This is a genomic window from Cellvibrio sp. UBA7671, assembly GCA_002483145.1.
Taxonomy (GTDB): domain Bacteria; phylum Pseudomonadota; class Gammaproteobacteria; order Pseudomonadales; family Cellvibrionaceae; genus Cellvibrio; species Cellvibrio fibrivorans.
This window is the reverse complement of the sequence record DLHJ01000016.1, coordinates 315,561-339,469: the sequence shown is the minus strand read 5'-3', so window position 1 is coordinate 339,469 and position 23,909 is coordinate 315,561. Positions and strand designations below refer to the sequence as shown.

The following is a 23,909-nucleotide window of genomic DNA, read 5'->3' as shown; positions in this document are numbered from 1 at the left end:
TAACTGACATGGCATTCGCTGCTAGGCTTAACTAAACCCCTCACACAAAAGCGACTGCATCATGAGCTACCGCATTCGCATCAGTTTTTTGTTGATTCTATTCATGGCAGGACAGGCCATGGCCGAGCTGGTGGTTTGGCACAGATCACCGCTGGACTTCGGCAATTTCCGCTATGTGTACGATATTGAGGTACTGCGCCTTGCCCTGGATAAAACGCGCACCACTCACGGTGATTACCAACTAAAAGCCATCCCCGCTGCCAGCTACGCGCGCGTGCTGCACAGTCTGCGCAATAATACTTATCCCAATATGCTGTTGGAAATCAGTTACGACAAACAATTGGAAGACTCGGGCGAATTAACCTATATCAACTTCCCGATTGAGCTGGGCATTATTGGCTACCGGGTTTGCTTCGTGAATCCGCTCGTCAAAGACAAGATCAAACAGGCAAAAACGCTGGCCGATTTACTACCCCACACTGTGGGCCAAGGGGCTGACTGGGCCGACATCGACATACTGCGCCACAACGGTTTTACGGTTATCCAGGTGAGCAACTACACCAGCCTGTTCAGGATGGTCGCAGGTGGCCGCTATGATTTACTCTGCCGCGGCGCAAATGAGCTGATGATGGAATATGAGCAGTACAAACACATCAGCAACCTCACTTACGATGAAAGTTTTGCGCTGGTCTATCGCATGCCGCGCTTTTTTTATCTCAGCAAAAAAAATATCGCACTTAAACAGCGGGTAGAAGAAGGATTAAAAATCGCTTATGCGGACGGTTCATTGCTAGCGCTTTGGAGCAAACACAATTTGCAAAGCGTCCGGTTTACGCAGTTGCCCATGCGCAAAATTTTTTATCTGGACAATCCGTTAATCAAGGATTTACCCAAAGATTACGAACAGTATTTTATTGACCCCATGCTCCTTAAATAACAACACTTCCAGTTATAAGCACCAAACTAATAAGCATTAGCCATCACGCCATCTGGCTGTTAGCCTGCGCGACCTGTTTAATTATCAACACTTTAGCGGAGCAAGCTGTTCAAGATTGAGCAGCCTGGCGGCGGAATTTTATGGATTTTCAACTTGGCTACGTAGTAGCTGGACTGATAGTAGGTTTTATTGTGGGTATGACCGGTGTGGGCGGCGGTTCGCTGATGACGCCCATCCTGCTCTATTTTGGTGTCAGCCCGGCCAATGCAGTGGGTACAGACTTGCTTTATGCGGCTATCACCAAAGCCGGTGGCATTCACGTCCATCACAAAAAGAAGAATATCGATTGGAAAATTACCGGTGAATTGGCACTGGGTAGCTTGCCCGCTGCGGGTTTAACCCTGTGGGCGCTGCACAGCCTCAGCATGGACACCGAAACTCTCAACAGCATTATCCGCACTACGCTGGGTTATGCGCTGATCCTCACGGCGGTGGCGATTCTGTTCAAGCGCAAAATTTTTGATTACAGCCGCAAAAATGACGCATGGATTACCCGCATGAGCCGCCGCGAGCAGATGTTCGCCACTGTCGCCACTGGCACCGTGCTCGGCGCGGTAGTCACCATCACTTCTATCGGTGCGGGCGCACTCGGCACAGTCGCCCTGTTTATGCTCTACCCGCTGCTGCCCACGGTGCGTCTGGTCGGCACTGAAATCGCACACGCCGTACCACTGACGTTAGTCGCCGGTATGGGGCACGCCGGTTTAGGCAATGTGGACTGGGGATTACTCGCTAACTTGCTGATTGGCTCACTACCGGGAATTTATCTGGGCAGCCATCTGGCCAACCGCGTTGCCGACCACTACCTACGCCCGGCGCTGGCGATAATGTTGGCGTTTGTAGGGATCAAGTTGTTGTTTTGATCAAGTCGATCTTACTGGCAGAAACAAAAATGGCGACTCTTGAATCGCCATTTTTGTTTGATAGATTAGCGGCGGTTTAACCCGCCTTCTCCGGTGGCGGCGCAACCCGCAATACCTCTTCCATAGTCGTTAAGCCTGCAGCCACTTTTTGTGCGCCGGACAAACGCAGTGTGCGCATACCTTCCTTCATCGCCAAGCGGCGCAAGTCCTGCAAGTTGCAATCCGGAACGATTTTTTCTTTGAGGTTTTCCGACAACATCAAAATTTCGTACAGCCCCTGGCGCCCTAAATAACCGGTATTGCGGCACTCAAGGCAACCTACCGGGCGATAGACTTTGGCGGGTACGTTCACTTTCCAGGGAGCGACCAATTCCTGCCAATGCTCATGAGTGATTTGCCCCTCTTCCTTGCAGTGCGGGCAGAGGGTGCGCACCAACCGTTGTGCCATCACGCCCAATAAGGTCGCGTTGATCAAATAAGAGGGAATGCCTAAATCCAGCATCCGCGCGACAGTCGATGGCGCGTCATTGGTGTGCACGGTCGATAGCACCAGGTGACCGGTGAGCGCGGCTTGCACTGCCATCTGCGCGGTTTCCAGGTCGCGGATCTCGCCCACCATGATGATATCCGGGTCTTGCCGCATCAGGCTGCGGATACCGGCGGCGAAATCCAGCCCGATCTTGTGGTGCACCTGCGTCTGGTTAAAACGCTCTTCTACCATTTCGATAGGATCTTCAATGGTGCTTACGTTAACCTCATCGGTGGCGACCTGCCGCAGCGATGAGTAGAGCGTGGTCGTCTTACCGGAACCGGTCGGTCCGGTAACCAGCAAAATCCCGTTGGGGCGGGTGAGCATGGAGTACCAGCGTGCATAGTCGTCACCCACCAAGCCCAAATCGGCAAAACTGCGCAGCAGCACTTCAGGATCGAAAATCCGCATCACCAGTTTTTCGCCAAAAGCAGTTGGCAAAGTGGACATACGCAGTTCGATTTCACTGCCATCGCTGCGCCTGGTTTTGATTCGGCCATCCTGCGGCTTGCGTTTTTCGGCGATATCCATGCGCGCCAACACCTTGAAGCGGCTGGTCACGGCGGTGGACACATTGGCGGGTAATTCGTAGACATAGTGCAACACGCCATCGATGCGGAAGCGGATGCGACCCACTTCCCGGCGCGGCTCTATATGAATATCCGATGCACGCTGGTCATAGGCGTACTGCAGCAGCCAGTCCACGATCTTGACGATATGCTGGTCATTCGCATCTGGATCGCTGGCTTTGCCGAGCTCAACCAGCTGCTCAAAATTGGTGATCGCTGAGGCCGCCGTTGCCCCACTGGCGCCGGAGACAGAGCGCGCGAGGGTGTAAAACTCCACCATAAAGCGCTCGATATCGGCCGGGTTAGCGACCACCCGTTTCACCGCCCGGCGCGCCACATGCTCCACTTGCGGCTCCCAGCCCGCCATAAATGGCTGGGTACAGGCGATAACGACATGATCTGACTCGACTTTGACGCAGAGGATGCCGTGACGTTTGGCGAAAGCGTAACTCATCACCTCGGTGCATTTGGCGACATCGATTTTCATCGCATCGATGTGGAATAGCGGCAGCCGCGCCTTAGTGGCGAGCCATTCGGTGAGGGTATCGCCATCAAGGCTCTTGCCAGGACGCTGAACATCATCCAGATTTTGGGTGGCGATATAAGCGAGCGGATGCATGATGGCCTGCTCTCGGGTGCGCGAGGCACCGAGCAGCATATTGGCATCGACCTGCTTCATGCGCCCGTCGGCGACCAGATCCTGAATCAAACCACGCAAATCCAATACCCGATCCAACACCTGCGCCATCTTATTGTTCCTGTTTATTGATTTGAGTTCAGGGGATTGTAACGCCTCGCACGCCAAGCGTCTGCCCAGTAGCGCGCAAGCTGGTATTTCGCCCTGCGGCAGCTAGGCTCTAGTGGCGGAATTGAACAGCCACTGCCAGCGCGCCTGCACCTGGTTCACACTCAAAAAAAACGGTCACGATTCTGTCATAAAAATGTAACAAAGCCGCGTGACCCTGAAGGGCGATCTTTCTATACTGCACTCACTTTTTACCGGAGGGGGTAATTGATGCCTTTTGCAAACCTGTCAAACCTGTTCGGCCGCTCGCCCATCAAGCCTATGCAGGAACATATGGCGCTGGCGGTGCAAGCGGCTGCCGAGTTGACCCGCTTTTTCGAGGCGGTAACCAGCGACGATTGGCCGCGCGCCAGCGAGATCCAACAACGCGTGGTGCAATTCGAACATCAGGCCGACGAGATCAAAAAGCAACTGCGCCTGCATCTCCCCAAAAGCCTGTTCTTGCCGGTACCGCGTACCGATTTGCTTGAACTCCTGACCATGCAGGATCGCATCCCTAATCGCGCCAAAGACATCGCGGGCATCATCATGGGCCGCCGCATGACTATCCCGACGAGCATGAAGGAGCAGGTGAATGAGTTTGTGCGCGCCAGCGTCGCGGCAGCCGAACAGGCGTTGATCGCCATCAACGAGCTGGATGAATTGCTCGAAAGCGGTTTTAGCGGGCGCGAACTGGCAGTGGTGGAGAACATGATTAAAGAGTTGGACGACCTGGAAGAGAAGACCGACCACCTCGAAATTGGCGTGCGCACATCGCTCTTTGCACTGGAGGCGCAGCTGCCGCCGGTCGATGTGATGTTCCTCTACAACATCATCGACTGGGTGGGTGACATCGCTAACCGCGCCCATGATGTGGGCGGCCGCCTGCAGTTGCTGCTTGCGCGCTAAGGCGTCTTAATCAGGGAAATCCACCATGAATTTATTTGCCGAATACAGCCAGCTGCTGTTTATTTTGGCCTGTGTATTCGGGCTATTTATGGCTTGGGGTATAGGCGCTAATGATGTGTCCAATGCGATGGGCACATCAGTAGGCGCACGCGCACTCACGATGAAACAGGCAATCTGCATCGCCATGGTGTTTGAATTTGCCGGCGCTTATCTCGCCGGTGGCGAAGTGACCGAAACCATCCGCAGCGGCCTAGTCGAAATGGAGGTGATGGCCAAAAACCCGGACTTGTTTGTCTACGGCATGCTCGCTTCACTGCTGGCCGCCGGTAGCTGGCTGCTGATTGCCAGTATGCTGGGCTGGCCGGTCTCCACTACCCACTCCATTGTGGGCGCCATTATTGGCTTTGCGGCGGTGGGCATCTCGGTCGATGCCGTCCAATGGAGCGCGGTATGGGGCATAGTGGGCAGTTGGGTGATCACCCCGGTGATGGCAGGCGTCCTGTCCTTCTGGATTTTCCGCTCAGTACAGTTCCTGATACTGAATACTGAAGACCCCTTCGCCAATGCCAAACATTACATTCCCTATTACATGTTTGCGGTCGGCTTTTTCCTCTCGATGGTGACTATCCTCAAGGGGCTGAAATACGTTTTGCGGGAACGCCAAATCGAATTCAGCTTTTTAGAGGCGGTGGTGATTGCTGCCGGGATAGGTGCGCTGGTAGCGGCAATTGGTATCTATTTGCTCAGCCGCATCAAACAAGATGCGGCCGCGGACAAAAACAGCCGCTTCGCCAGTGTAGAGCGGGTCTTCGGCGTGCTCATGATTTTCACCGCCTGCTCTATGGCCTTCGCCCACGGCTCCAACGATGTCGCTAACGCCGTCGGCCCGGTGGCAGCAGTGATCAGCGTAATCAAATCAGGTGCGGTTGAAGCCAAAGCACCGGTTGAATCCTGGGTCCTGTTATTGGGGGCGTTCGGTATCGTGATCGGCTTGGCAACCTACGGCTACAAAGTGATGCTGACCATCGGCAAAAAAATTACTGAACTAACTCCAAGCCGCGGTTTTGCTGCCGAGATGTCTGCCGCAGCCACTGTGGTAATCGCCTCAGGTGCGGGGCTGCCCATCTCCACTACCCATACGCTAGTCGGCGCGGTTTTGGGCGTGGGTCTGGCGCGCGGTATAGGCGCACTCAATATCAGCGTGATCGGCGGTATTTTTGCCTCCTGGGTCATCACCCTACCCGCTGGTGCTGGACTGTCGATTCTTTTCTTCTACGTTCTCCAAGCACTGTTTAGCTGACTGCCAGGACTAAAGCAAACAGCCCGGGCAGGAAACTACCCGGGCTTTTTTTGCAGGGGGATTTATTGCTCTGCGCTTGCAATTTCCCGTGCAATCGCCGATAACAGCCCGTTAGTATTTCGATGAGCCCAAGCCTTTATTGAGTCGAACCATGAGTGTTGATTTCAAGCGTTACCAAGATCACCTGCAACAGCTGGTGGCACTGCCATCGGTCAGCTGCGCTGTGCCCGAATGGGATATGAGCAACCAAAAGGTGATCGACTATCTCGCCAACTGTTTTGCCGATTTGGGTTTTAACACCCAGGTAATGCCACTGGCGCAGTCCAGTAAAGCCAATTTGGTTGCCACCCTCGGTAGCGGCGATGGCGGACTGGTACTGGCTGGCCACAGCGATACCGTTCCGTACGACGCCGATCGCTGGCAATCTGACCCATTCATACTCACAGAAAAAGACGGCAAGCTCTACGGCTTGGGCGCCACCGATATGAAAGGTTTTTTTCCGGTCATTATCGAAGCCGTGAAACCCTATATCGACCAAACGTTTAAACACCCGCTCATCGTACTCGCCACCGCCGACGAAGAGAGCAGCATGAGCGGTGCCCGCGCCCTGGCAAAAACAGGAATTCCCGGCGCAACACCGCGCTATGCAGTGATTGGTGAACCCACAGGCTTAGTGCCGATTCGTATGCACAAAGGCATTATGATGGAAGCCGTGCGTGTGCGCGGCCAAAGTGGCCACTCGTCTAATCCTGCGCTGGGGAAAAATGCGCTGGAAGCGATGAATCAAGTCATGAATGAACTCATCAGCCTGCGCACTGAGTTGCAATTGAAATACCGCAATGCCGGATTTGCGGTACAGACCCCCACGCTTAATTTAGGCTGCATCCACGGTGGCGACGGTGCCAATCGCATCTGTGGCGCCTGTGAATTGCATTTTGATTTACGTTTGCTGCCCGGGATGGATAACGATGAAATGCGCGCGGCTATCCAGCAACGCCTCACACCCATCGCCGAACGCAGCGGCACCGATATTGTTTTATCATCACTCTTCGAAGGTGTTGACCCCTTCGGTGAAGATGAACAGAGCGAATTGGTAAAATTATGTGAGCAACTTACCGGCAATCGCTCTGAGAGTGTCGCGTTCGCCACTGAGGCGCCCTTCATGCAACAGCTCGGCATGCAAACCGTGGTGATGGGACCTGGATCAATTAACCAAGCGCATCAGCCAGATGAATTTATTCCACTCAATCAGATTGAACCGGCGGTAAAGATTGTGCGCGGATTGATTGAGAAATATTGTTTATAGATTTTTTTCACACCGACAATTATTTTTAAAAGACCTTTAACAAGAACTTTTTAATTAGAGAAACATCGTGCCCGCAAACACTCAAGATTACGTCAAGTGGTTTCGCCATTCGACCCCCTACATCAATAGACACAGCGATAAAACGTTCGTTGTGATGCTGCCGGGTGAAGCTATCACTCACGCCAATTTTCACAATATCGTGCACGATATTGCCCTGCTCTGCAGCCTCGATGTTCGTTTGGTCTTAGTACACGGCGCGCGGCCGCAAATTGATGATCGTCTGCAAGTCGCAGACACCTTCAGTCACTTCCACAATCACTTGCGCATTACCGACAGCGAAAGTTTGCGTTTGGTGATTCAGGCGATTGGCGAGGCACGTACGATCGTGGAAGCTGCGCTCTCTACCAGTTTACCTAACTCGCCTATGCACGATGCCGATATGCAAGTGATCAGCGGCAACTTTGTAGTAGCCATGCCCTACGGCGTGATTGATGGCGTGGATTTGCAACACACCGGCAAAGTTCGCAAGGTCAACACCCGCTCGCTCAACGCAGCGCTGGACTCTGGCGCAGTAGTCTTGCTCTCGCCACTCGCCTATTCACCTACTGGCGAAATTTTTAATTTGACCTTTAGCGATGTCGCCACGCATGTTGCCGGTGCAATCAAGGCTGACAAATTATTGGCCTTTGTTGCAGGTAATGGATTGAGCGATAGTGAAGGCAATTTAATTCGCCAGTTATCTCTGCCGGAATGCAAAAATTATCTCACCGAGTTTGGCAACAACATCAGCTTTGACTTGCAGCAAGCCGTGAGCGCCTGCTATTTAAGTTGTCTGCAAGGTGTGCAGCGCGCGCAATTAATCAGCTACGAAACCGACGGTGCATTGCTCACTGAATTATTTACCCGCGACGGCTTGGGCACCATGATTTATTCAGGCCAATACGAGCAATTGCGTACGGCGAGCATCGATGATGTCGCCGGTATTCTGGAATTAATTCGCCCGCTCGAAGAGCAGGGAATTTTAGTGCGTCGCTCGCGTGAAATATTGGAAACGGAAATCAATAAATTCCATGTAATGGATAAAGACGGCTCCATTATCGCCTGTGCCGCACTCTACCCTTATGGTGATATGGCAGAGTTGTCCTGTGTGGCAACCCATCCGGATTATCGAAACGGCGGACGTGCGGCTGCACTCTTGCAGCAGATGGAGAACCAGGCGCGCAAACAACATATCAAACAATTATTTTTGCTTACCACCCAAACAGCGCACTGGTTTATCGAGCAGGGTTTTGTGCAAGGCAAAATTGAAGATTTGCCCATCGCCAAGCAAGAGCTTTACAACTACCAGCGCAACTCCAAGATTTTTATTAAATCGCTGGAATGATTAAGTTGGAGGCCGCTGCCGACACCATCGGAAGCGGCCTTTCCCTTCTATCGCCGCCCAAACCCCAAGCTGCCGGAAAGCCTGCTTTCTGGTATGATTTCGCCCATTACCACATCCAAATTCACCGCTGTTAGCAACTCGCAACGCGCTTTACGAGGTTATGCCTTATGCCCATCTATCGCTCCAAAACCACCACTGCTGGCCGCAACATGGCTGGTGCCCGCGCATTGTGGCGCGCAACCGGGATGAAAGACGGCGATTTTGATAAGCCGATTATCGCCATCGCCAACTCCTTTACCCAATTCGTGCCAGGCCATGTGCATTTGAAAGACCTCGGTCAATTGGTAGCGCGCGAGATTGAAAAAGCAGGTGGTGTTGCTAAAGAATTCAATACCATCGCCGTGGATGACGGCATCGCCATGGGCCATGACGGCATGCTCTACAGCTTGCCATCGCGCGATATTATCGCCGACTCAGTGGAATACATGGTCAATGCCCACTGCGCCGATGCAATTGTGTGTATCTCCAACTGCGACAAAATCACTCCCGGGATGCTGATGGCGGCAATGCGCCTGAATATCCCGGTAATTTTTGTCTCCGGCGGCCCTATGGAGGCGGGCAAAACCAAATTGTCCGAGCACAAGCTCGATCTGGTTGATGCGATGGTGATTGCAGTTGATGACAATGCCAGCGATGCGAAAGTGAATGAATATGAGCGCTCCGCCTGCCCAACATGCGGCTCCTGCTCGGGCATGTTTACCGCAAACTCGATGAACTGCTTGACCGAAGCATTGGGCTTATCCCTACCTGGTAACGGTTCTTTGCTGGCGACCCACTCTGATCGTGAGCAGCTGTTTCTGGAAGCGGGTCGTCGCATCGTTGAAATCACCAAACGATACTACGAAGAAGATGACACTAGCGTGCTGCCACGTTCCATTGCCAGCTTTGATGCCTTTGAAAATGCAATGGCCCTGGATATTGCTATGGGCGGCTCCACCAATACCATTCTGCATTTGCTGGCAGCAGCGCAGGAGGGTGATGTGCCCTTCACCATGTTTGACGTAGACCGCATGAGCCGCAAAGTACCGCAGCTCTGTAAAGTCGCCCCAAATACACCCAAGTACCATATGGAAGACGTGCACCGCGCAGGCGGTGTAATGAGCATTTTGGCCGAGCTGAATCGCGGGGGACTGTTGCACAATCAATTGCCCACGGTGCATAGCAAAACCTTTCAAGAAGCACTGGATAAGTGGGACATCATTACTACTTCGTCGGAAGCTGTGGCGACCTTTTACAAAGCTGGCCCAGCCGGTATCCCGACGCAGGTGGCTTTTAGCCAATCCACCCGTTGGCCCACACTGGATGGCGACCGCGCCGAAGGCTGTATTCGCTCCGTGAAAAATGCGTACAGCAAAGAAGGTGGTTTGGCAGTACTCAAAGGCAACATTGCCGTTGACGGCTGTGTAGTTAAAACCTCGGGCGTGGATGAAAGCTGCTGGGTATTTGAAGGCAAAGCCTATGTGGTGGAAAGTCAGGACAAGGCCGTCGCCGATATTCTCGACGGCAAAGTAAAAGAAGGTGATGTAGTAGTAATTCGCTACGAAGGCCCTAAAGGTGGTCCGGGCATGCAGGAAATGCTTTACCCAACCAGCTATCTGAAATCCAAAGGTTTGGGCAAAGCCTGCGCACTCTTGACCGATGGCCGCTTCTCCGGCGGAACCTCTGGCCTATCTATCGGCCACGTATCACCTGAAGCAGCCTCCGGTGGTGCGATTGGCTTGGTGCAGACGGGCGATATCATCCATATCGACATCCCCAACCGCACCATCAACGTAGCGTTGACGGATGCTGAGCTTGATGCGCGCCGCGCTGCAGAAAATGCGAAAGGGGCTTTAGCCTGGAAACCCTCCGAAGTTCGCCCACGCAAAGTCAGCGCTTCATTAAAAGCCTACGCAATGTTAGCGACCAGTGCGGATAAAGGTGCAGTAAGGGATTTGAGCAAGTTAGATTAATTAGAAAGAATAGTGCTACAAAAGCCATCGCGCACGTAGCACTATTCTTGAATGAGCTGAAACAACTCTCCTAAAAAAAATTAATTCCAATAAAAAAGCCAGCGAATGCTGGCTTTTTTATTGGATAGAATATTGCTATCAATTCTGTGCAAGAGCTTCCAATCTGGCCTTCTCTTTTTCGGAGAAAGTAACCCATTGGGCTGCCACTTTAGAACTGCGAGCGTCTTTACCCGCTTCTTTGAAGAACTTGATTGCTTCATCAAAGTTTTTCAACTCAAATTCAGCTTGAGCAACTGTCAGGTTGGCATAATCAACACGCTTTAGCTTTCCAGCTTTGAGCGCTTGACGCCCCCACTTTGATGCCTCTTTGTATTTATCGGTTGCAAGATAAGCTTGTGCAAGACCAATAATCAAATCGCCATCTGTAGACTTTTCAGCTGCTTTTTCGTATTCAACCAAAGATTCTTTCGCATCTTGAGCTAAACGCAAAGAGTCAGCTAACAATTTGAGATTTTTCGCCGTTGGCTCAACAAGCTTGTCTGTGTAGATCGCCTTTTTCAAAACCTTAGAGGCTTTGTAAGGAACTTCTTCTTCCAAGTACATGCTCGCCAAACGAATAACATCTCTCTCAGTAGTCAAGCCGCCCATAAGGTAGCAAGTTTCAAGTGCATGCAGTGAATCTTTTGGTCGATCAACAACGTAATACACCTGCGACAATTGCTTCCAGTATTGCGCCTTTGGATAATGCTTAATAAGCTTTTCCAAAACCACCAAACCGTTCTTGTAGTCCTCTTTATCAAAATACAGACCACGTTGAAGCACATACCAAGATTCAGCGGGAACTTTACCTGCCACCTCCTGATTTTTTACTGCTTCATTAACATTGAGAAGCGCATTATTGTTGTCTTCAAGCTGATAATACAGCGTTGAAAACATGTAAGAATCTTCAGGTTTAATGGTGTCAGTGTATTCAGTCCATTTCAGCAAAGTTTCCAGTGCCTTTTTGGGATTATCCATTTGAGAATACAGTTGGCCAACAATACGGATTGTTGATGCTTCAGTAGCAAGCGGCATATTGGGTGTCTGGGCAAGCATTTTGTTAAAGCTTTCAATTGCTTTAGCGTAATTCTCGCTACCCAAATGAGCATAGCCAGTGTACTGATGCAACAACACTAGCTCATACGCATTAGCCTTGGCCGAATTAGCTGCCATTTCGCTAAGAAGCTGCATTGCCTTTTTAGGATCGGGCTTTACAGATTCATCTTGCGGCTGCAAATAGTTAGCTGCTTCAGTGATTTTCTTACCAAAAGACTCGCTTACGTTTGGAAATTTACGCTGCTGGTCTTTGGCATACTTGTTCTTTGCTTTCACCTGAGCCATTGCGCTAGAAATCTCCACAGCGCCAGGAGCCACTGCATCAACTGCTTTGCTCACCAACAATGGGGATACAGCAATAACACCAGCCAACAAAGTGCGGCTCAGAGCAATTGAAACGGCAGGAAGTACTTGTCTCATTTCATTACCCCTTATTTCTGCATCTCATAGGTGAAGCGGTTCTTCACCCCAGGAACTTCAACTGGCTTACCATCAACAACCTTAGGCTTGTACTTAAATTTGAGCGCAGCTTTAACAGATGCTCGGTTAAATACAGACGTTGGTTTACCGTCTTTGGTGATGCATTGATCTTCAATAGGTTGAGGGTCGCGCGTAGTACCAGTTTCAGTCACGGTATAAACAACTGTACAAAACCCTTCGATACCACGGGACAGTGCTGTGCTTGGATATTCAGGTGGAACCTTAACGATAGGGAGATATTCACCTTCACTAAATGCCAAGGAACCAGAGCCAACATCTATCCCAGCTTTAGCGACAGGAGCCGTCATATTTAAAGCCTCACCAGAAACATCAGGTGCATCAAACTCGGGTTCCGGCAAGTCTGGAGGAGTCTCAGGTTCTTGGGGCTTTTCAGGTTTCGCGTCATCTAACCTGGTTTCAATTTTAGTGTTGCTCATCCGAATATCAGGAATTTTCACAGACTTAGAAGCATCAGGCTGCGCAAATTCCGTATTTACTAGACTATTCATTAAATACAGGAGGCCAAGTGTGACAACAACACCGAGTATTCCTGCTATGGCGACTTTTATAGGGTTCATAGCTGCTTAGTTCTTCTCAGTAGATACACTTATATCGGTAACGCCAGCTTTACGCGCAGCATTAGCAACATCCACTACAAACTTAAGGTCTGACTCTTTATCTGCTTGAATAGACACTGATCCCTTAGGGTTGTCCGCACGCATACGCTCAATTGCCTGACGCACATTACGTGGATCAATTTCTTTTTTGTCCATCCAGATTTCATTATCAGGACCAATTGCAATCAAAATACTGGCATTAGGTTTGTCTTCAGCTGTATTAGCGTCAGGTCTTGAAACCTCTTTACCAGTCTCTTTGATAAAAGTGGCCGTAACAATAAAGAAAATCAGCATGATAAACACAACGTCCAACATGGGCGTCAAGTCAATTGCCTGAGCTTCTTCTTCTGGCCTTGGGTTTTTCCTGCTCATGAGACATCTCTTTCATACAGGTTGAAATTAGTCGTACTGCAATGGATCACTATTACTAGTGATCCATTGTCAGATGGTCAGCAAATAAGGCTTTTTCATTATCTGCTATGCGAGTCAAGTAAGTGCTTGCAAATACACCAGAAATTGCGGCGACCATACCAGCCATTGTAGGAATAGTGGCTTTTGATACACCACCGGCCATAGACTTAGCATCACCACCACCAGTGTTGGCAAGTACACCAAACACTTCAATCATTCCCGTTACGGTTCCAAGCAACCCCATGAGAGGACATAACGCTACCAATGCAGTAATCATGTCCAAATTAGAGCTAATCTTGTCATCCATGCGAGAAATAAGTGCCGCACGAATCTGATGAGCATTCCAAGACTTGCGCTCTTTACGAGACTCCCATTGAGCGAGCGACTGCTGTATATCGCCTTTCAGACTACCTTTGAAATAGACGAGGCGCTCAAATATGAGCACCCACATCCAAAGGGTTAAGGCAGCGATTGCATACATCAATATGCCGCCTTGGTCCAAAAAGGCTTCAAGGGTTCCTATAGCGTCCGTCAAAGCCTGCATGGTTTATCTCCTACTTGCCGTTACGCTCAGCATTTTCCGCAATAATACCGGTAGTCTGCTCATCGAGTACGTGAATCACTGACTTGGCGCGACCATTAACCAAGGTATGCATTAATACCATTGGGATAGCAACAACAAGACCCTGTACGGTAGTTACCAATGCTGCAGAAATACCGCCTGCCATGTTTTTAGGATCGCCAGCACCGAAAATGGTGATTGCCTGGAAGGTTGTAATCATACCGGTTACGGTACCCAACAGACCCAGCAACGGACCTACAGCAGCAATAATCTTCATAATCGCCAAGCCGCTTTCAATCGATGGACGCTCTTTCAACACAGCTTCTTCGAGCTTCAACTCCAAAGTCTCAGGGTCAACATTTTTGTTTTCTTGAGCAACTTTCAATACGCGACCAAGCGGGTTGTTTGTGCTTGGGTTACTCACATTCTTAAGTTGAGCTTTTACTTTTGCACTCATAGCGAAGAGAACCAGCATACGCCAGAAGCCAAGCAAAATACCGAAGATACCTACGTATACGATTACCCAACCTACTGAGCCGCCTTGATCAAGGTATTCCATAAAGGTTGGCTTCTGAATCAGGGCACCAAGCAACTGACCACCAAGAGGGCCAGTTGGGTCGATACCCAAATCTACTACACCGCTAGTAGCAGATTGCAATGCTGCTGCGGCAGAAAGCATTGCTGAGTCTGGCTGACGCGCAAGCTCTTCAATTTTTCTGCCGTCGTAAGTGAGGTATGTACCATTTGAAACCAGATTGTAAGTACCAACACGAACAATTTCTTGCTCCGCTTGCTCACCATTTGGTTTGATTACTGTTGCGTTGAATTTCGCAACACGGCCAGTTTCTACCATTTCACGTTGAACTTCGTACCACAAACGCTCAATCTCTTCGATGTCAGGAAGTTGAGTACTTCCATTCATCTTTTCGATCAAAGCATCCAAGAAGTCACCGCGATTAGGGTATTGGGCGCTAACCAGAGAAGTCTCAAGTGTTGCGCGCAAATCGCCAGCAGTTGAAGTCAAATGACCAAAGAGTTCACGCATTGAACCCAAACGCTCATTTAATTGCGCTTTTTTCTGAGTAACCAAGAGCTGCTGTTCGGCGTACTTCTTTTCCAAAGCAACAGAGCGGTTCTCTTCTGCTTGGCGAGTAGCATTAGCTTGCGCCAATAAACCAGCCTGACCAGCTTTATCGCGAGCAAATTCAGCTTCGCGTTGCTTGTGCTCAGCAGACTCACTGATTTGAGATTTTTTTACCATATCCAACAGTTGATCAAGCGTTTGAGCCTTCTCTTGAGCCACAGCAAAACTGCTGCTCAATAGACCAACAGTGGCAAGCATCAGGCAGTTTTTAACAAACTTCATTTTCATTGTGCTGCCTCCGGTGCTTGAATGGGCATAGTCATAATATCTTTGGTAGCTTGGTCACGCGCAATCTTCAAACCTTTCAAAATCGGCGCATTGTAAGAGCTATCTAATGAAACCCACGATTTTTGGGCAACATCCCAATAACCACTGGCTTGTGCATCAGTTGTTTGGTACATCAAAGAGATGCGGCCAACACGCAGGATGCTCACTTCACGATCCTGACCATCAAGTGAAAGGGTAGTTTTGTATGCAGAAATTGTGCTGCCGTAAGCAGATTCAATTTTGTAGGCCTCAAGCACCTGACGAAACTTCTCTGAAACAGAGATATCAGCACGATCTTGGTTAGCACGCAGCATTGCGATTTGAGCTTGACGCTCTTCCAATGAAAATGGCTTATCCAGATTCACGAACTGCTCCAAACCATCGAGCATGCGGAAAATCAGCGGCTGAATTTGACGTTCGATAACAGTTACTTTCTCGATTGATTGCTCCAACTCCTGGACCACAACCAACTGCTTGGCAACTTGCTTTTCCATCTGGGCGTTAAACACGCGGAGATCGTCGATCAGCTTGTTTTGTTGTTTGAATTGTTGCGCCAGATCGTCAGTTTCCTGAGCCAATCTATCAATGCGCTTCTGGGAGTCTTGCGCCAAAGTAGTTTTGGCTTGACCTGCCTGGAGTACTGCATCCAGAGTTTGATCTGCCATGGCAACGCTACCCATTAGCGCGCCGGCAGAAAGCATTGTGGTCAGAGCCACCGCTTTCAATCGCTGCTTTTTCATAATCCCCCCAACTGGGTGTTCAATCAAGTGAGTTTGCGGCAACAAGCTGCCACAGACGCGTTATCCACGTAGCCTCTTCGAGGCGGCTAAGAACGGCGGCATTGTAATAAGCGCCATGACCTACTTCCAATGATTTATCCTACAACCTTCCACGTGTGTATTAAGGTATCAACTTGGTAACACATTACTGCTTTTAATAAGTGCACCGGTAACACAAAAACAAAAACATCAAAAACAAACCAGAAAAAGACATTTAAAACAAAACTTTTAGTTATTAGCGATCATTTATCACGCAATCCGGGAATACACTAAAAACTCGTGTGGTACTAACGCAGCCACATCACCCGCCGCGCATGACTCCAAGCCCCATTTCGCCTCATCCAGCGCCTCAAAAAAGGCATCTCCTTGCGGCTCGACATCAATACGCGTCAGATAAATGCGATCCGCAAATTGCAGCGCTGAACGGTATATTTCTGCACCGCCAATAACCATAACCTCATCGAGATCCGAAACCGTGGAGCCGCGCACTTTTTGCGCCTCAAGCAGCGCTTGCTCGAAACTATTGGTAACAATTACTCCCTCAGCAGCCACCCAATCCTTGTTACGGGTAATCACTATATTAGTGCGTCCCGGTAAAGGCTTACCGATGGACTCATAGGTTTTACGCCCCATGATAACTGGCTTGCCCAGTGTTACCGCTTTGAAATACTTTAGATCTTGCGGAAGGTGCCAGGGCAATTGATTATTGCACCCGATAACACCATTTCTGGCTGCCGCAACTATGATGGCCAATTTCATGCAGAGCCTTCACCTTTACCTTCTAATATATTCGTCAACAACCAAAACACCACTAGATAGCAATAGGCGCGACTATACGCGGATGGGGCTGGTAACCGTCAAACACAAAATCCTGTAATTCATAGCCGAAAATGGTGTCCGGCCTGCGCGAGAACGTAAGTGTAGGCAAGTTTTTAGGTTCGCGCGTTAATTGTTCGTAAACTATGTCGTCTGTAATGTGGTTATTGTACAAATGGCAATCACCAAAGGTATGCACAAAATCACCAACACCCAAATCGCACTGCTGGGCAATCATATGGGTCAGGAGTGCGTAGCTGGCAATATTGAACGGCACCCCTAAAAACAGATCAGCACTACGCTGGTAAAGCTGGCACGAAAGCTTACCCTCGGACACATAAAACTGAAACAGGGTGTGGCACGCAGCAAGCGCCATTCGCCCCCGCTCGACATTCTGCTGGGGACTCATCGACTCATCCGGCAAATCAGCCGGATTCCAAGCACTGACAATCAAGCGACGCGAATAGGGATTTTTCTTGATTTGGGCAATCACTTGGGAAATCTGGTCGATAGTCGATCCATCTGGACACGCCCAACTGCGCCACTGCTTACCATAGACCGGCCCCAAATCGCCCGATTCGGTGGCCCACTCATTCCAGATGTTACACCCCCGCTCCTGCAACCAGCTAACATCAGTGCGCCCTTGCAGGAACCACAGCAATTCAACAATCACACTTTTCAGATGGACAGTTTTGGTGGTCACCAGGGGAAAGCCTTTATTGAGATCAAAACGCAACTGGCGACCAAAGACTGAGCGCGTCCCTGTGCCGGTGCGGTCGCCGCGCTGAACACCGTTTTCCACTACATCGCGCATCAAATCAAGATATTGCTTCATTCACAAACCTGTACCAAAAATTTAACAGACCTTATGGGTTCTTGGCGGATTTCGGGGCAAAGACGTAAGCCCACACCAGCAGCCCTGCACCGAGCAGGAACATGGGGACGCAAAGCAATTGACCTCGAGTCATGCCAGCGATCAGGGCGACCCCCAGATCTGGCTCGCGCACAAACTCAACGCCAAAGCGGAAAATCGAATAGCCAATCAGGAACAAGCCTGACACAGCGCCCCGCGGGCGAGGTTTGGCAGAGAACCAGAACACAACCACGAACAACACCAGACCTTCGAGGAAAGCTTGGTATAACTGGCTCGGGTGACGCGCCAGCCCTTCCGGCAGCGCCTTCGGGAATACCATTGCCCAAGGTACATCGCTAACACGACCCCAGAGTTCCTGACCGATAAAATTACCCAAACGGCCAAAACCCAGACCGAGTGGGACTATGGGAGCGACAAAATCCATCACACTGACAAACGAACGGTTGATGCGATAGGAATAAATAATCATCGCCACTATCACACCGATCAAACCGCCATGAAATGACATGCCACCCTCCCACACGCGGAACAGCCAGAGAGGATCGCGCAGGAATTCTTCAAAATTGTAAAACATCACATAACCAAAGCGACCGCCGAGTATCACTCCAAAAGCACCATAGGTGATGAGATTTTCAACTTGGGATTTGTTCACAGTGGCAGCAGGAGCCTTGGCACGATGCATGGAAATCAACCAGGCACTGGCAAACGCCAGCAGATACATAACCCCATACCAATGCACATTGAACGGCCCGATAGTCATGTCGCCAAGCGATATGGGGCCAATAGGGATAGTAAAAGCGATGGGATTTAAATCCGGGTATTGCAACATAAGCGGTTAAACCTGAAACAGCCAACTCAGTGGGCGGTGATTATGGCGCGGAATTGTGACCCACCCAAGACATTTATATTTATTCATTTGCATCTGAAGCAACCGGACGGATCAGGCGAGTCAACCCTGTCTCACGCAACTCACGCGCGATATGGTCGCGAATAAGATCACCATTGGACATGCGCATCACCTCAGCTAGCAACTGCTTCGCGCGCTCGAAGGTAATACCGCGAATCACAGATTTTACCTTGGGAAGGTTGGTGGCATTCATCGACAGCACATCATATCCCATTGCCATCAGCAGGATGGCAGCGCCCGGATCACCCGCCAATTCGCCGCAGATACTAACACTGATGCCGGCATCGTGCGCTGCATAAACGATATATTGCAACGCGCGTAGAACAGCAGGATGGAAGGCTTGATAGAGGTCCGCTACCTGCGCATTATTGCGGTCTACTGCCAGCAGATACTGCGTGAGATCGTTGCTACCGACCGAGAGGAAATCCACCCGGCGCGATAACTCCGGCGCAAGATATACCGCTGCCGGTACCTCGATCATCACCCCGATTTGCGGCTTGCGCACGCGGTAGCCCTCTTCGAGCAACTCTTTATGTACGCGCTGGATCAGCGCCTTGGACGCATCAACCTCCTGCATATTTGTGATCATCGGTAGCAGGATACGCAGATTATCCAAACCTTCACTGGCCTTGATCATGGCGCGAATTTGCGCGAGAAAAATCTCCGGGTGATCCAGTGTGACGCGGATACCGCGCCAGCCTAGAAAGGGGTTGTCCTCTTCAATGGGGAAATAAGGTAAGGCTTTATCACCGCCGATATCGAGGGTCCGCATGGTCACCGAGTGGGGCGCAAATGCCTCCAACTGCTCGCGATAAATGGCGCGTTGCTCTTCCTCACTGGGAAAACGATCACGCAATAGGAACGGCACTTCGGTGCGATACAAACCCACGCCTTCAGCTCCGCGCTCAAGCGAGCGCACTACATCAGCCATCAGACCGGTGTTGACGTGCAACGGTAAACGGTAGCGATCTTTGGTTTCGCAGGGGAGATCTTTAAGCGCCTCCAAGCCTTTAACCAATGCCTGTTCTTCAAGGAAGATCGCTTTGTATTGCTTGCGCAATTGTGCGCTGGGATCACAGTAAACTGTGCCTTTGTAACCATCTACAATAATTGGACGCCCATCGATTTGGGTAAAAGGCAAATCCACCGCGCCCATCACCGTGGGGATATCCATCGCCCGGGCCAGGATCGCAACGTGAGAGTTGGAGGAGCCCAGCACCGACACCAAGCCCGCCAGCTTTTCTTTGGGGATTTCCCCCAGCATTGATGCAGTCAGCTCTTCACCGATCAGGATGGTTTTGTCGGGATATACACGCGTCTTTTGATTGGATTCCTGCAAGTACGCCAGCACACGACGCCCCAGATCGCGCAAGTCAGTCGCCCGCTCGCGCAGGTAGGGATCATTCATGCTATTGAAGATATTTTCGTGCTCGAGGATCACCTCACTCCAGGCATAGGATGCGTTGGCGCCTTTGCGAATACGATCAGTTACTTCGCCGCCAAGGGAAGCATCATCAAGCATGGCGAGATAGGCATCAAACAGCGCCTGCTCCTCGCGGTTAATGCGCGCCTTTAATTGCTCACCCAAAGATTTAATATCGTCGCGCACGGCCATCAGGCTGCGGTGAAAGAAAGCGATTTCGGCCTCAACATCCTTACACACCTGATAGGGAACCGACCTTAAATCTGCCGATGGCGCAATCACTACCGCCTCACCGATAGCAATACCCGATGCGCCAGACACGCCGATAAATTTCGCCTGGGTTGCCTTGGCGCCCACCGGTACCACTCCACCAGTCGCTTCAGCATGGGCAATCACACCCGCTAATTGCGCCGACATGGTGACTAAAAACGCCTCCTCTCCCTCGTCAAAACGGCGCTGCTCGACTTGCTGGACAACGAGCACACCGAGCACTTTGCGATGGTGGATAATCGGCACACCGAGGAAGGCGCTATAGCGCTCTTCGCCAGTCTCGGGAAAATACTGATAGCTTGGATGCGCTTCGGCGTGTTCCAAATTGATCGGTTCTTCGCGCACAACCACGCGCCCAACCAAACCTTCACCAGCCGCCAGCCGCACCTTCCCAACCGCATCAGCGTTGAGGCCGTCGGTCGCCATGAGCACATAATCGCCCTTGGCATCGCGCAAGTAGACTGAGCACACCTGGGTCGCCATCACCTGCTTTACTCGCGTAACAATAATCGCCAACGCGGTTTTCATATCGCGTGCGGCGTTTACTTCCAGAACGATGGAGCGGAGTGAATTTAACATAGGGGTTGGTGATCAAGCCTGTCAGGTGGATATGGTTGGGATTATAAGTGCTTTCTTTACAGTTACTTTAATTATGGGGCGAGCGAACGCGGGCGCTGCGATCCTCCAAATGCGAGTGAAACAATGACAACTCTTTAAGCGCACGACGGTACACATCGCGCTTAAAGGAGACGACTTTACCCAACGGATACCAATAACTGACCCAACGCCAGTCATCAAACTCGGCACGACCGCCATTATTGAGGCTCACCTTGGCGTCGTCACTCAACATGCGCAACAAAAACCATTTTTGTTTTTGCCCCACACACAGCGGCAAAGAGTTATGGCGAACCAAACGATGCGGCAAACGGTAGCGCAACCAACCACGGGTGCAGGCGAGTATTTGCACATCTTCCTGGCGCAGGCCAACCTCTTCATGCAACTCGCGGTAAAGAGCTTGCTCGGGCGTCTCATTGGGGTTTATACCACCTTGCGGAAACTGCCAGGCATCCTGACCACCAACACGCCGGGCCCACAGCAATTGACCCTGATCGTTGGTCAAAATAATGCCCACATTAGGGCGGAATCCGTCTGAATCTATCACGGGGGAATTGTCCATATAAAAGGTTTTGCTGCGGCAGAAAACAAAACTCCAGCTATGAAAGAGCGGACATGTTCCACAAAACAGCGTTTTCCGCACTATATCAGGCTTACCCAAACCCGCAACCCTGAATCTCGGAAATGGTTTTCATTGAGCGCGCTCGCCACTGCCGTTATCCTAGCGCCCCTTTTGCAGCAACTCCTGCAAACACTTACTTCATATATATAGGGAACCACCGTGGCACTGGCAATTTTTGATCTCGACAACACCTTGCTGGCAGGCGATAGCGACCACAGCTGGGGAGTCTTTTTGGTGGAAAAACAGTTGGTAGATGCTGCAATCTACCGCCAGGCGAACGATGGCTTTTACGCCGACTACAAAAATGGCACCCTCGATATCCGTGCCTATTTACAGTTTTCGCTGGCGCCGCTCTCTCGCCACAGCATGGACGAACTGGAAAAATTACATGCAGAATTTATGCGCGACCATATCGAGCCATTGATGCTACCCAAGGCAAAAGCACTGCTGCAACACCACCGCAACCAGGGCGATCATTTGCTGATCATCACCGCCACCAACGGTTTTGTGACCCGCCCCATCGCCAAATATTTGGGTGTGGATGACATTCTTGCCACTGATCCGGAGGTGGTTGACGGTCGCTATACTGGCAACTATGTGGGCGAGCCCTGTTTCCAATCCGGCAAAATTGTCCACCTCAACGAGTGGCTTAAGCACAACCATCACTCGCTGGAAGGCGCTTATTTTTACAGCGACTCGATTAATGATTTACCTCTGCTGGAGCAGGTTGACCATCCGGTAGTAGTCGATGCCGACGCGCGGCTAAGCGCTATCGCCCGCGAGCGCAATTGGAAAGCAATAAGCCTGCGCTAGGCAGGCTTATTGTGAGAAGTGGAAACGCAGGTCTGGGTTTGGCTAGGCTAAATAAACGCGCGCAAATACTGCTTTTAAATAATCGGTTTCAGGAATAGCGGGATGGATCGGATGATCCGGCCCTTGTCCGCCCTGCCCAATAATCTGCACATGGCGATCCAAGTGACGGCCGGATGCGCGCACAATTTCCAGTAGGGTATCTTTACCCAAATGCATGGAGCAGGATGCTGAAACCAACAAACCGTCACGCCCCAACAACCGCATCCCCAGCTCATTAATGTGACGATACGCCGCCTCACCCGCTTTTTGGTCTTTGCGTTTTTTGATAAATGCAGGCGGATCAAGCACCACCACATCGAAACGCTCATCACTGGCGATCAGTTCTTTCAACACATCGATGGCTTTGCCTTGAATCGCAGCAACCTTATCGGCGACACCATTAAGCTGGGCATTCTCCAATACTGCATCAGTCGCCGATTCCGATGCATCTACACAGAATACTTCGCTCGCACCCGCCACAGCCGCTTGCACTCCCCAGCCGCCGATATAGGAAAATACATCCAATACCCGCCTGCCTTGCACATATTGCTGCAGCAATGCACGGTTCATGCGGTGGTCGTAAAACCAACCGGTTTTTTGCCCACCATGCACCGGCGCCATAAAACGTGTACCGTTTTCGACTAACTCCACCGATTCAGGCACTTCACCGTAGGCGACTTCGGTGTACTCCGACAAACCTTCCAGCGCGCGCGCGCTGTGCTCGTTGGCGAGCAATACGCCATGCGGATTCAGCACCTGCACCAGCGCCTCAACTATCTCACCCTTCACCAATTCCATACCCGCACTGGCAATCTGCACCACCAGATAATCGCCAAAACGGTCGACCACCAACCCGGGAAGAAGATCAGCATCGCCATAGATCAGACGATAAAAAGGTTCATCAAATGCCATCTCGCGCAACGCGAGCGATTGCTTTATGCGGTGCACCAACAGCGATTTATTGAGCGGATACTTTTCATCGCGGCTGACCAAGCGGCCGCAGATCAGTCCATTGGGATTGACTAATGCGATACCGAGCGGCTTGCCGCTGTTAGTTGTGACCAGCGCCTGCTGCCCCATTGAAAAAGATTTAAGCGGCGATTTGGCGACATCCACCTCGTTGCTGTAAATCCACAAATGCCCCAATTTTAGGCGGCGATCCGCTTGGGAATTAAGAACAAGGATAGGCAGTGTCATGGCAAGGCTCACATAGCAAAAAAAGTGCGCGGATTATAAGCCTTGTGCGACTGGGACACAGAATTAAAAATGCGCCAACTGCAAAATGCACCGAAAGGAAGTCGGAAATGCCAAGGAAAATGCTAAGAAACGCACAAATATCGGGTGATTTGGCTGCGGAAGCGCGTTTTTTGAGCGCTTGGCACTTTATCATTGAAAAGATATGAGCTAACGTTAGCTGTGGCCATAAGTCCCAATAAGCTCAACAGCTTAGCGCAGATTCTTTATGCCATTTATACCATCGAATTCAATACCAGCCGCCGCCTTATAATCAACTTACGGCGGT

Annotated in this window: 21 protein-coding genes; 8 read left to right on the top strand and 13 right to left on the bottom strand. The window is 50.8% G+C overall.

Annotated features, from left to right (window positions below):
* The first annotated feature begins 61 nt into the window (after positions 1–61).
* Both B4E62_RS17220 and B4E62_RS17215 read left to right on the top strand, forming a co-directional pair.
* Complete coding sequence (locus B4E62_RS17220) at positions 62–937, top strand: hypothetical protein (RefSeq protein ID WP_331352920.1); 876 nt, start codon at positions 62–64, stop codon at positions 935–937.
* 140 nt (positions 938–1,077) lie between these two features.
* The gene (locus B4E62_RS17215) at positions 1,078–1,860 is read left to right on the top strand and encodes a sulfite exporter TauE/SafE family protein (protein ID WP_310067670.1); all 783 of its coding nucleotides are present in this window, start codon (positions 1,078–1,080) and stop codon (positions 1,858–1,860) included.
* Between the two features lie 76 nt (positions 1,861–1,936).
* Here the strand turns inward: B4E62_RS17215 and B4E62_RS17210 are convergent, their stop codons facing one another.
* Complete coding sequence (locus B4E62_RS17210) at positions 1,937–3,706, bottom strand: GspE/PulE family protein (RefSeq protein WP_310069419.1); 1,770 nt, start codon at positions 3,704–3,706, stop codon at positions 1,937–1,939.
* A gap of 267 nt (positions 3,707–3,973) precedes the next feature.
* Here B4E62_RS17210 and B4E62_RS17205 point away from each other — a divergent pair, with 267 nt between their 5' ends.
* The 5 genes from B4E62_RS17205 (at position 3,974) to ilvD (ending at position 10,653) form a co-directional block, all read left to right on the top strand.
* Complete coding sequence (locus B4E62_RS17205) at positions 3,974–4,651, top strand: TIGR00153 family protein (RefSeq protein ID WP_310067673.1); 678 nt, start codon at positions 3,974–3,976, stop codon at positions 4,649–4,651.
* A gap of 25 nt (positions 4,652–4,676) precedes the next feature.
* On the top strand, positions 4,677–5,951 hold the full coding sequence (locus B4E62_RS17200) for an anion permease (RefSeq protein WP_310067675.1): 1,275 nt from the start codon (positions 4,677–4,679) through the stop codon (positions 5,949–5,951).
* Positions 5,952–6,102: 151 nt separating this feature from the next.
* The gene (argE, locus tag B4E62_RS17195; protein ID WP_310067677.1) at positions 6,103–7,257 is read left to right on the top strand and encodes an acetylornithine deacetylase; all 1,155 of its coding nucleotides are present in this window, start codon (positions 6,103–6,105) and stop codon (positions 7,255–7,257) included.
* A 67-nt stretch (positions 7,258–7,324) separates the two neighbouring features.
* On the top strand, positions 7,325–8,641 hold the full coding sequence (argA, locus tag B4E62_RS17190) for an amino-acid N-acetyltransferase (RefSeq protein ID WP_331352919.1): 1,317 nt from the start codon (positions 7,325–7,327) through the stop codon (positions 8,639–8,641).
* Between the two features lie 167 nt (positions 8,642–8,808).
* The gene (gene ilvD / locus B4E62_RS17185; RefSeq protein ID WP_331352918.1) at positions 8,809–10,653 is read left to right on the top strand and encodes a dihydroxy-acid dehydratase; all 1,845 of its coding nucleotides are present in this window, start codon (positions 8,809–8,811) and stop codon (positions 10,651–10,653) included.
* A 138-nt stretch (positions 10,654–10,791) separates the two neighbouring features.
* On the opposite strand, the gene B4E62_RS17180 is transcribed toward ilvD, so the two are convergent.
* From B4E62_RS17180 to rppH, 11 genes are all read right to left on the bottom strand, one after another.
* Positions 10,792–12,168 carry a hypothetical protein gene (locus B4E62_RS17180; protein ID WP_310067685.1) on the bottom strand — a complete coding sequence of 459 codons (1,377 nt, stop codon included), beginning with the start codon at positions 12,166–12,168 and terminating at the stop codon, positions 10,792–10,794.
* Between the two features lie 11 nt (positions 12,169–12,179).
* Entirely contained in the window at positions 12,180–12,806 is a 627-nt protein-coding gene (locus B4E62_RS17175) for an energy transducer TonB (protein ID WP_310067688.1), read from the bottom strand.
* 6 nt (positions 12,807–12,812) lie between these two features.
* Complete coding sequence (locus B4E62_RS17170) at positions 12,813–13,217, bottom strand: biopolymer transporter ExbD (protein WP_310067691.1); 405 nt, start codon at positions 13,215–13,217, stop codon at positions 12,813–12,815.
* A gap of 55 nt (positions 13,218–13,272) precedes the next feature.
* Complete coding sequence (locus B4E62_RS17165) at positions 13,273–13,800, bottom strand: MotA/TolQ/ExbB proton channel family protein (protein ID WP_310067693.1); 528 nt, start codon at positions 13,798–13,800, stop codon at positions 13,273–13,275.
* Between the two features lie 10 nt (positions 13,801–13,810).
* Positions 13,811–15,190: a MotA/TolQ/ExbB proton channel family protein gene (locus tag B4E62_RS17160; RefSeq protein WP_310067695.1), complete on the bottom strand. Its 1,380-nt coding sequence runs from the start codon at positions 15,188–15,190 to the stop codon at positions 13,811–13,813.
* Complete coding sequence (locus tag B4E62_RS17155) at positions 15,187–15,969, bottom strand: DUF3450 domain-containing protein (RefSeq protein WP_310067697.1); 783 nt, start codon at positions 15,967–15,969, stop codon at positions 15,187–15,189. Before B4E62_RS17155 ends, B4E62_RS17160 begins: the two co-directional genes overlap by 4 nt.
* 288 nt (positions 15,970–16,257) lie before the next feature.
* Positions 16,258–16,767, bottom strand: coding sequence for a dihydrofolate reductase (locus tag B4E62_RS17150; protein WP_331352917.1), 510 nt, complete (start codon positions 16,765–16,767; stop codon positions 16,258–16,260).
* A 52-nt stretch (positions 16,768–16,819) separates the two neighbouring features.
* Positions 16,820–17,659 carry a thymidylate synthase gene (locus tag B4E62_RS17145; RefSeq protein WP_331352916.1) on the bottom strand — a complete coding sequence of 280 codons (840 nt, stop codon included), beginning with the start codon at positions 17,657–17,659 and terminating at the stop codon, positions 16,820–16,822.
* A gap of 31 nt (positions 17,660–17,690) precedes the next feature.
* Positions 17,691–18,527, bottom strand: a complete 837-nt coding sequence (gene lgt / locus B4E62_RS17140) for a prolipoprotein diacylglyceryl transferase (RefSeq protein WP_331352915.1) — start codon at positions 18,525–18,527, stop codon at positions 17,691–17,693.
* Between the two features lie 79 nt (positions 18,528–18,606).
* The gene (gene ptsP, locus B4E62_RS17135; RefSeq protein ID WP_331352914.1) at positions 18,607–20,877 is read right to left on the bottom strand and encodes a phosphoenolpyruvate--protein phosphotransferase; all 2,271 of its coding nucleotides are present in this window, start codon (positions 20,875–20,877) and stop codon (positions 18,607–18,609) included.
* Between the two features lie 67 nt (positions 20,878–20,944).
* Positions 20,945–21,460 carry an RNA pyrophosphohydrolase gene (gene rppH, locus B4E62_RS17130; protein WP_331353088.1) on the bottom strand — a complete coding sequence of 172 codons (516 nt, stop codon included), beginning with the start codon at positions 21,458–21,460 and terminating at the stop codon, positions 20,945–20,947.
* 234 nt (positions 21,461–21,694) lie between these two features.
* Between rppH and B4E62_RS17125 the strand changes: the two genes are divergently transcribed.
* A complete protein-coding gene (locus B4E62_RS17125) occupies positions 21,695–22,348 on the top strand; it encodes an HAD family hydrolase (RefSeq protein WP_331352913.1) in 654 nt (217 codons plus the stop codon).
* 42 nt (positions 22,349–22,390) lie between these two features.
* On the opposite strand, the gene B4E62_RS17120 is transcribed toward B4E62_RS17125, so the two are convergent.
* A complete protein-coding gene (locus tag B4E62_RS17120; RefSeq protein WP_331352912.1) occupies positions 22,391–23,584 on the bottom strand; it encodes a class I SAM-dependent rRNA methyltransferase in 1,194 nt (397 codons plus the stop codon).
* Positions 23,585–23,909 lie beyond the last annotated feature (325 nt).

What these genes read in the sequence shown, in the direction of transcription:
- B4E62_RS17200 (WP_310067675.1), top strand. Translation starts at nt 4,677, where the DNA reads ATGAATTTATTTGCCGAATACAGCCAGCTGCTGTTTATTTTGGCCTGT.
- ptsP (WP_331352914.1), bottom strand. Translation starts at nt 20,877, where the DNA reads ATGTTAAATTCACTCCGCTCCATCGTTCTGGAAGTAAACGCCGCACGC.
- ilvD (WP_331352918.1), top strand. Translation starts at nt 8,809, where the DNA reads ATGCCCATCTATCGCTCCAAAACCACCACTGCTGGCCGCAACATGGCT.
- B4E62_RS17175 (WP_310067688.1), bottom strand. Translation starts at nt 12,806, where the DNA reads ATGAACCCTATAAAAGTCGCCATAGCAGGAATACTCGGTGTTGTTGTC.
- lgt (WP_331352915.1), bottom strand. Translation starts at nt 18,527, where the DNA reads ATGTTGCAATACCCGGATTTAAATCCCATCGCTTTTACTATCCCTATT.
- B4E62_RS17155 (WP_310067697.1), bottom strand. Translation starts at nt 15,969, where the DNA reads ATGAAAAAGCAGCGATTGAAAGCGGTGGCTCTGACCACAATGCTTTCT.
- B4E62_RS17120 (WP_331352912.1), bottom strand. Translation starts at nt 23,584, where the DNA reads ATGACACTGCCTATCCTTGTTCTTAATTCCCAAGCGGATCGCCGCCTA.
- B4E62_RS17220 (WP_331352920.1), top strand. Translation starts at nt 62, where the DNA reads ATGAGCTACCGCATTCGCATCAGTTTTTTGTTGATTCTATTCATGGCA.
- B4E62_RS17180 (WP_310067685.1), bottom strand. Translation starts at nt 12,168, where the DNA reads ATGAGACAAGTACTTCCTGCCGTTTCAATTGCTCTGAGCCGCACTTTG.
- B4E62_RS17215 (WP_310067670.1), top strand. Translation starts at nt 1,078, where the DNA reads ATGGATTTTCAACTTGGCTACGTAGTAGCTGGACTGATAGTAGGTTTT.
- B4E62_RS17210 (WP_310069419.1), bottom strand. Translation starts at nt 3,706, where the DNA reads ATGGCGCAGGTGTTGGATCGGGTATTGGATTTGCGTGGTTTGATTCAG.
- B4E62_RS17205 (WP_310067673.1), top strand. Translation starts at nt 3,974, where the DNA reads ATGCCTTTTGCAAACCTGTCAAACCTGTTCGGCCGCTCGCCCATCAAG.
- B4E62_RS17165 (WP_310067693.1), bottom strand. Translation starts at nt 13,800, where the DNA reads ATGCAGGCTTTGACGGACGCTATAGGAACCCTTGAAGCCTTTTTGGAC.
- B4E62_RS17170 (WP_310067691.1), bottom strand. Translation starts at nt 13,217, where the DNA reads ATGAGCAGGAAAAACCCAAGGCCAGAAGAAGAAGCTCAGGCAATTGAC.
- B4E62_RS17150 (WP_331352917.1), bottom strand. Translation starts at nt 16,767, where the DNA reads ATGAAATTGGCCATCATAGTTGCGGCAGCCAGAAATGGTGTTATCGGG.
- argE (WP_310067677.1), top strand. Translation starts at nt 6,103, where the DNA reads ATGAGTGTTGATTTCAAGCGTTACCAAGATCACCTGCAACAGCTGGTG.
- B4E62_RS17145 (WP_331352916.1), bottom strand. Translation starts at nt 17,659, where the DNA reads ATGAAGCAATATCTTGATTTGATGCGCGATGTAGTGGAAAACGGTGTT.
- B4E62_RS17160 (WP_310067695.1), bottom strand. Translation starts at nt 15,190, where the DNA reads ATGAAAATGAAGTTTGTTAAAAACTGCCTGATGCTTGCCACTGTTGGT.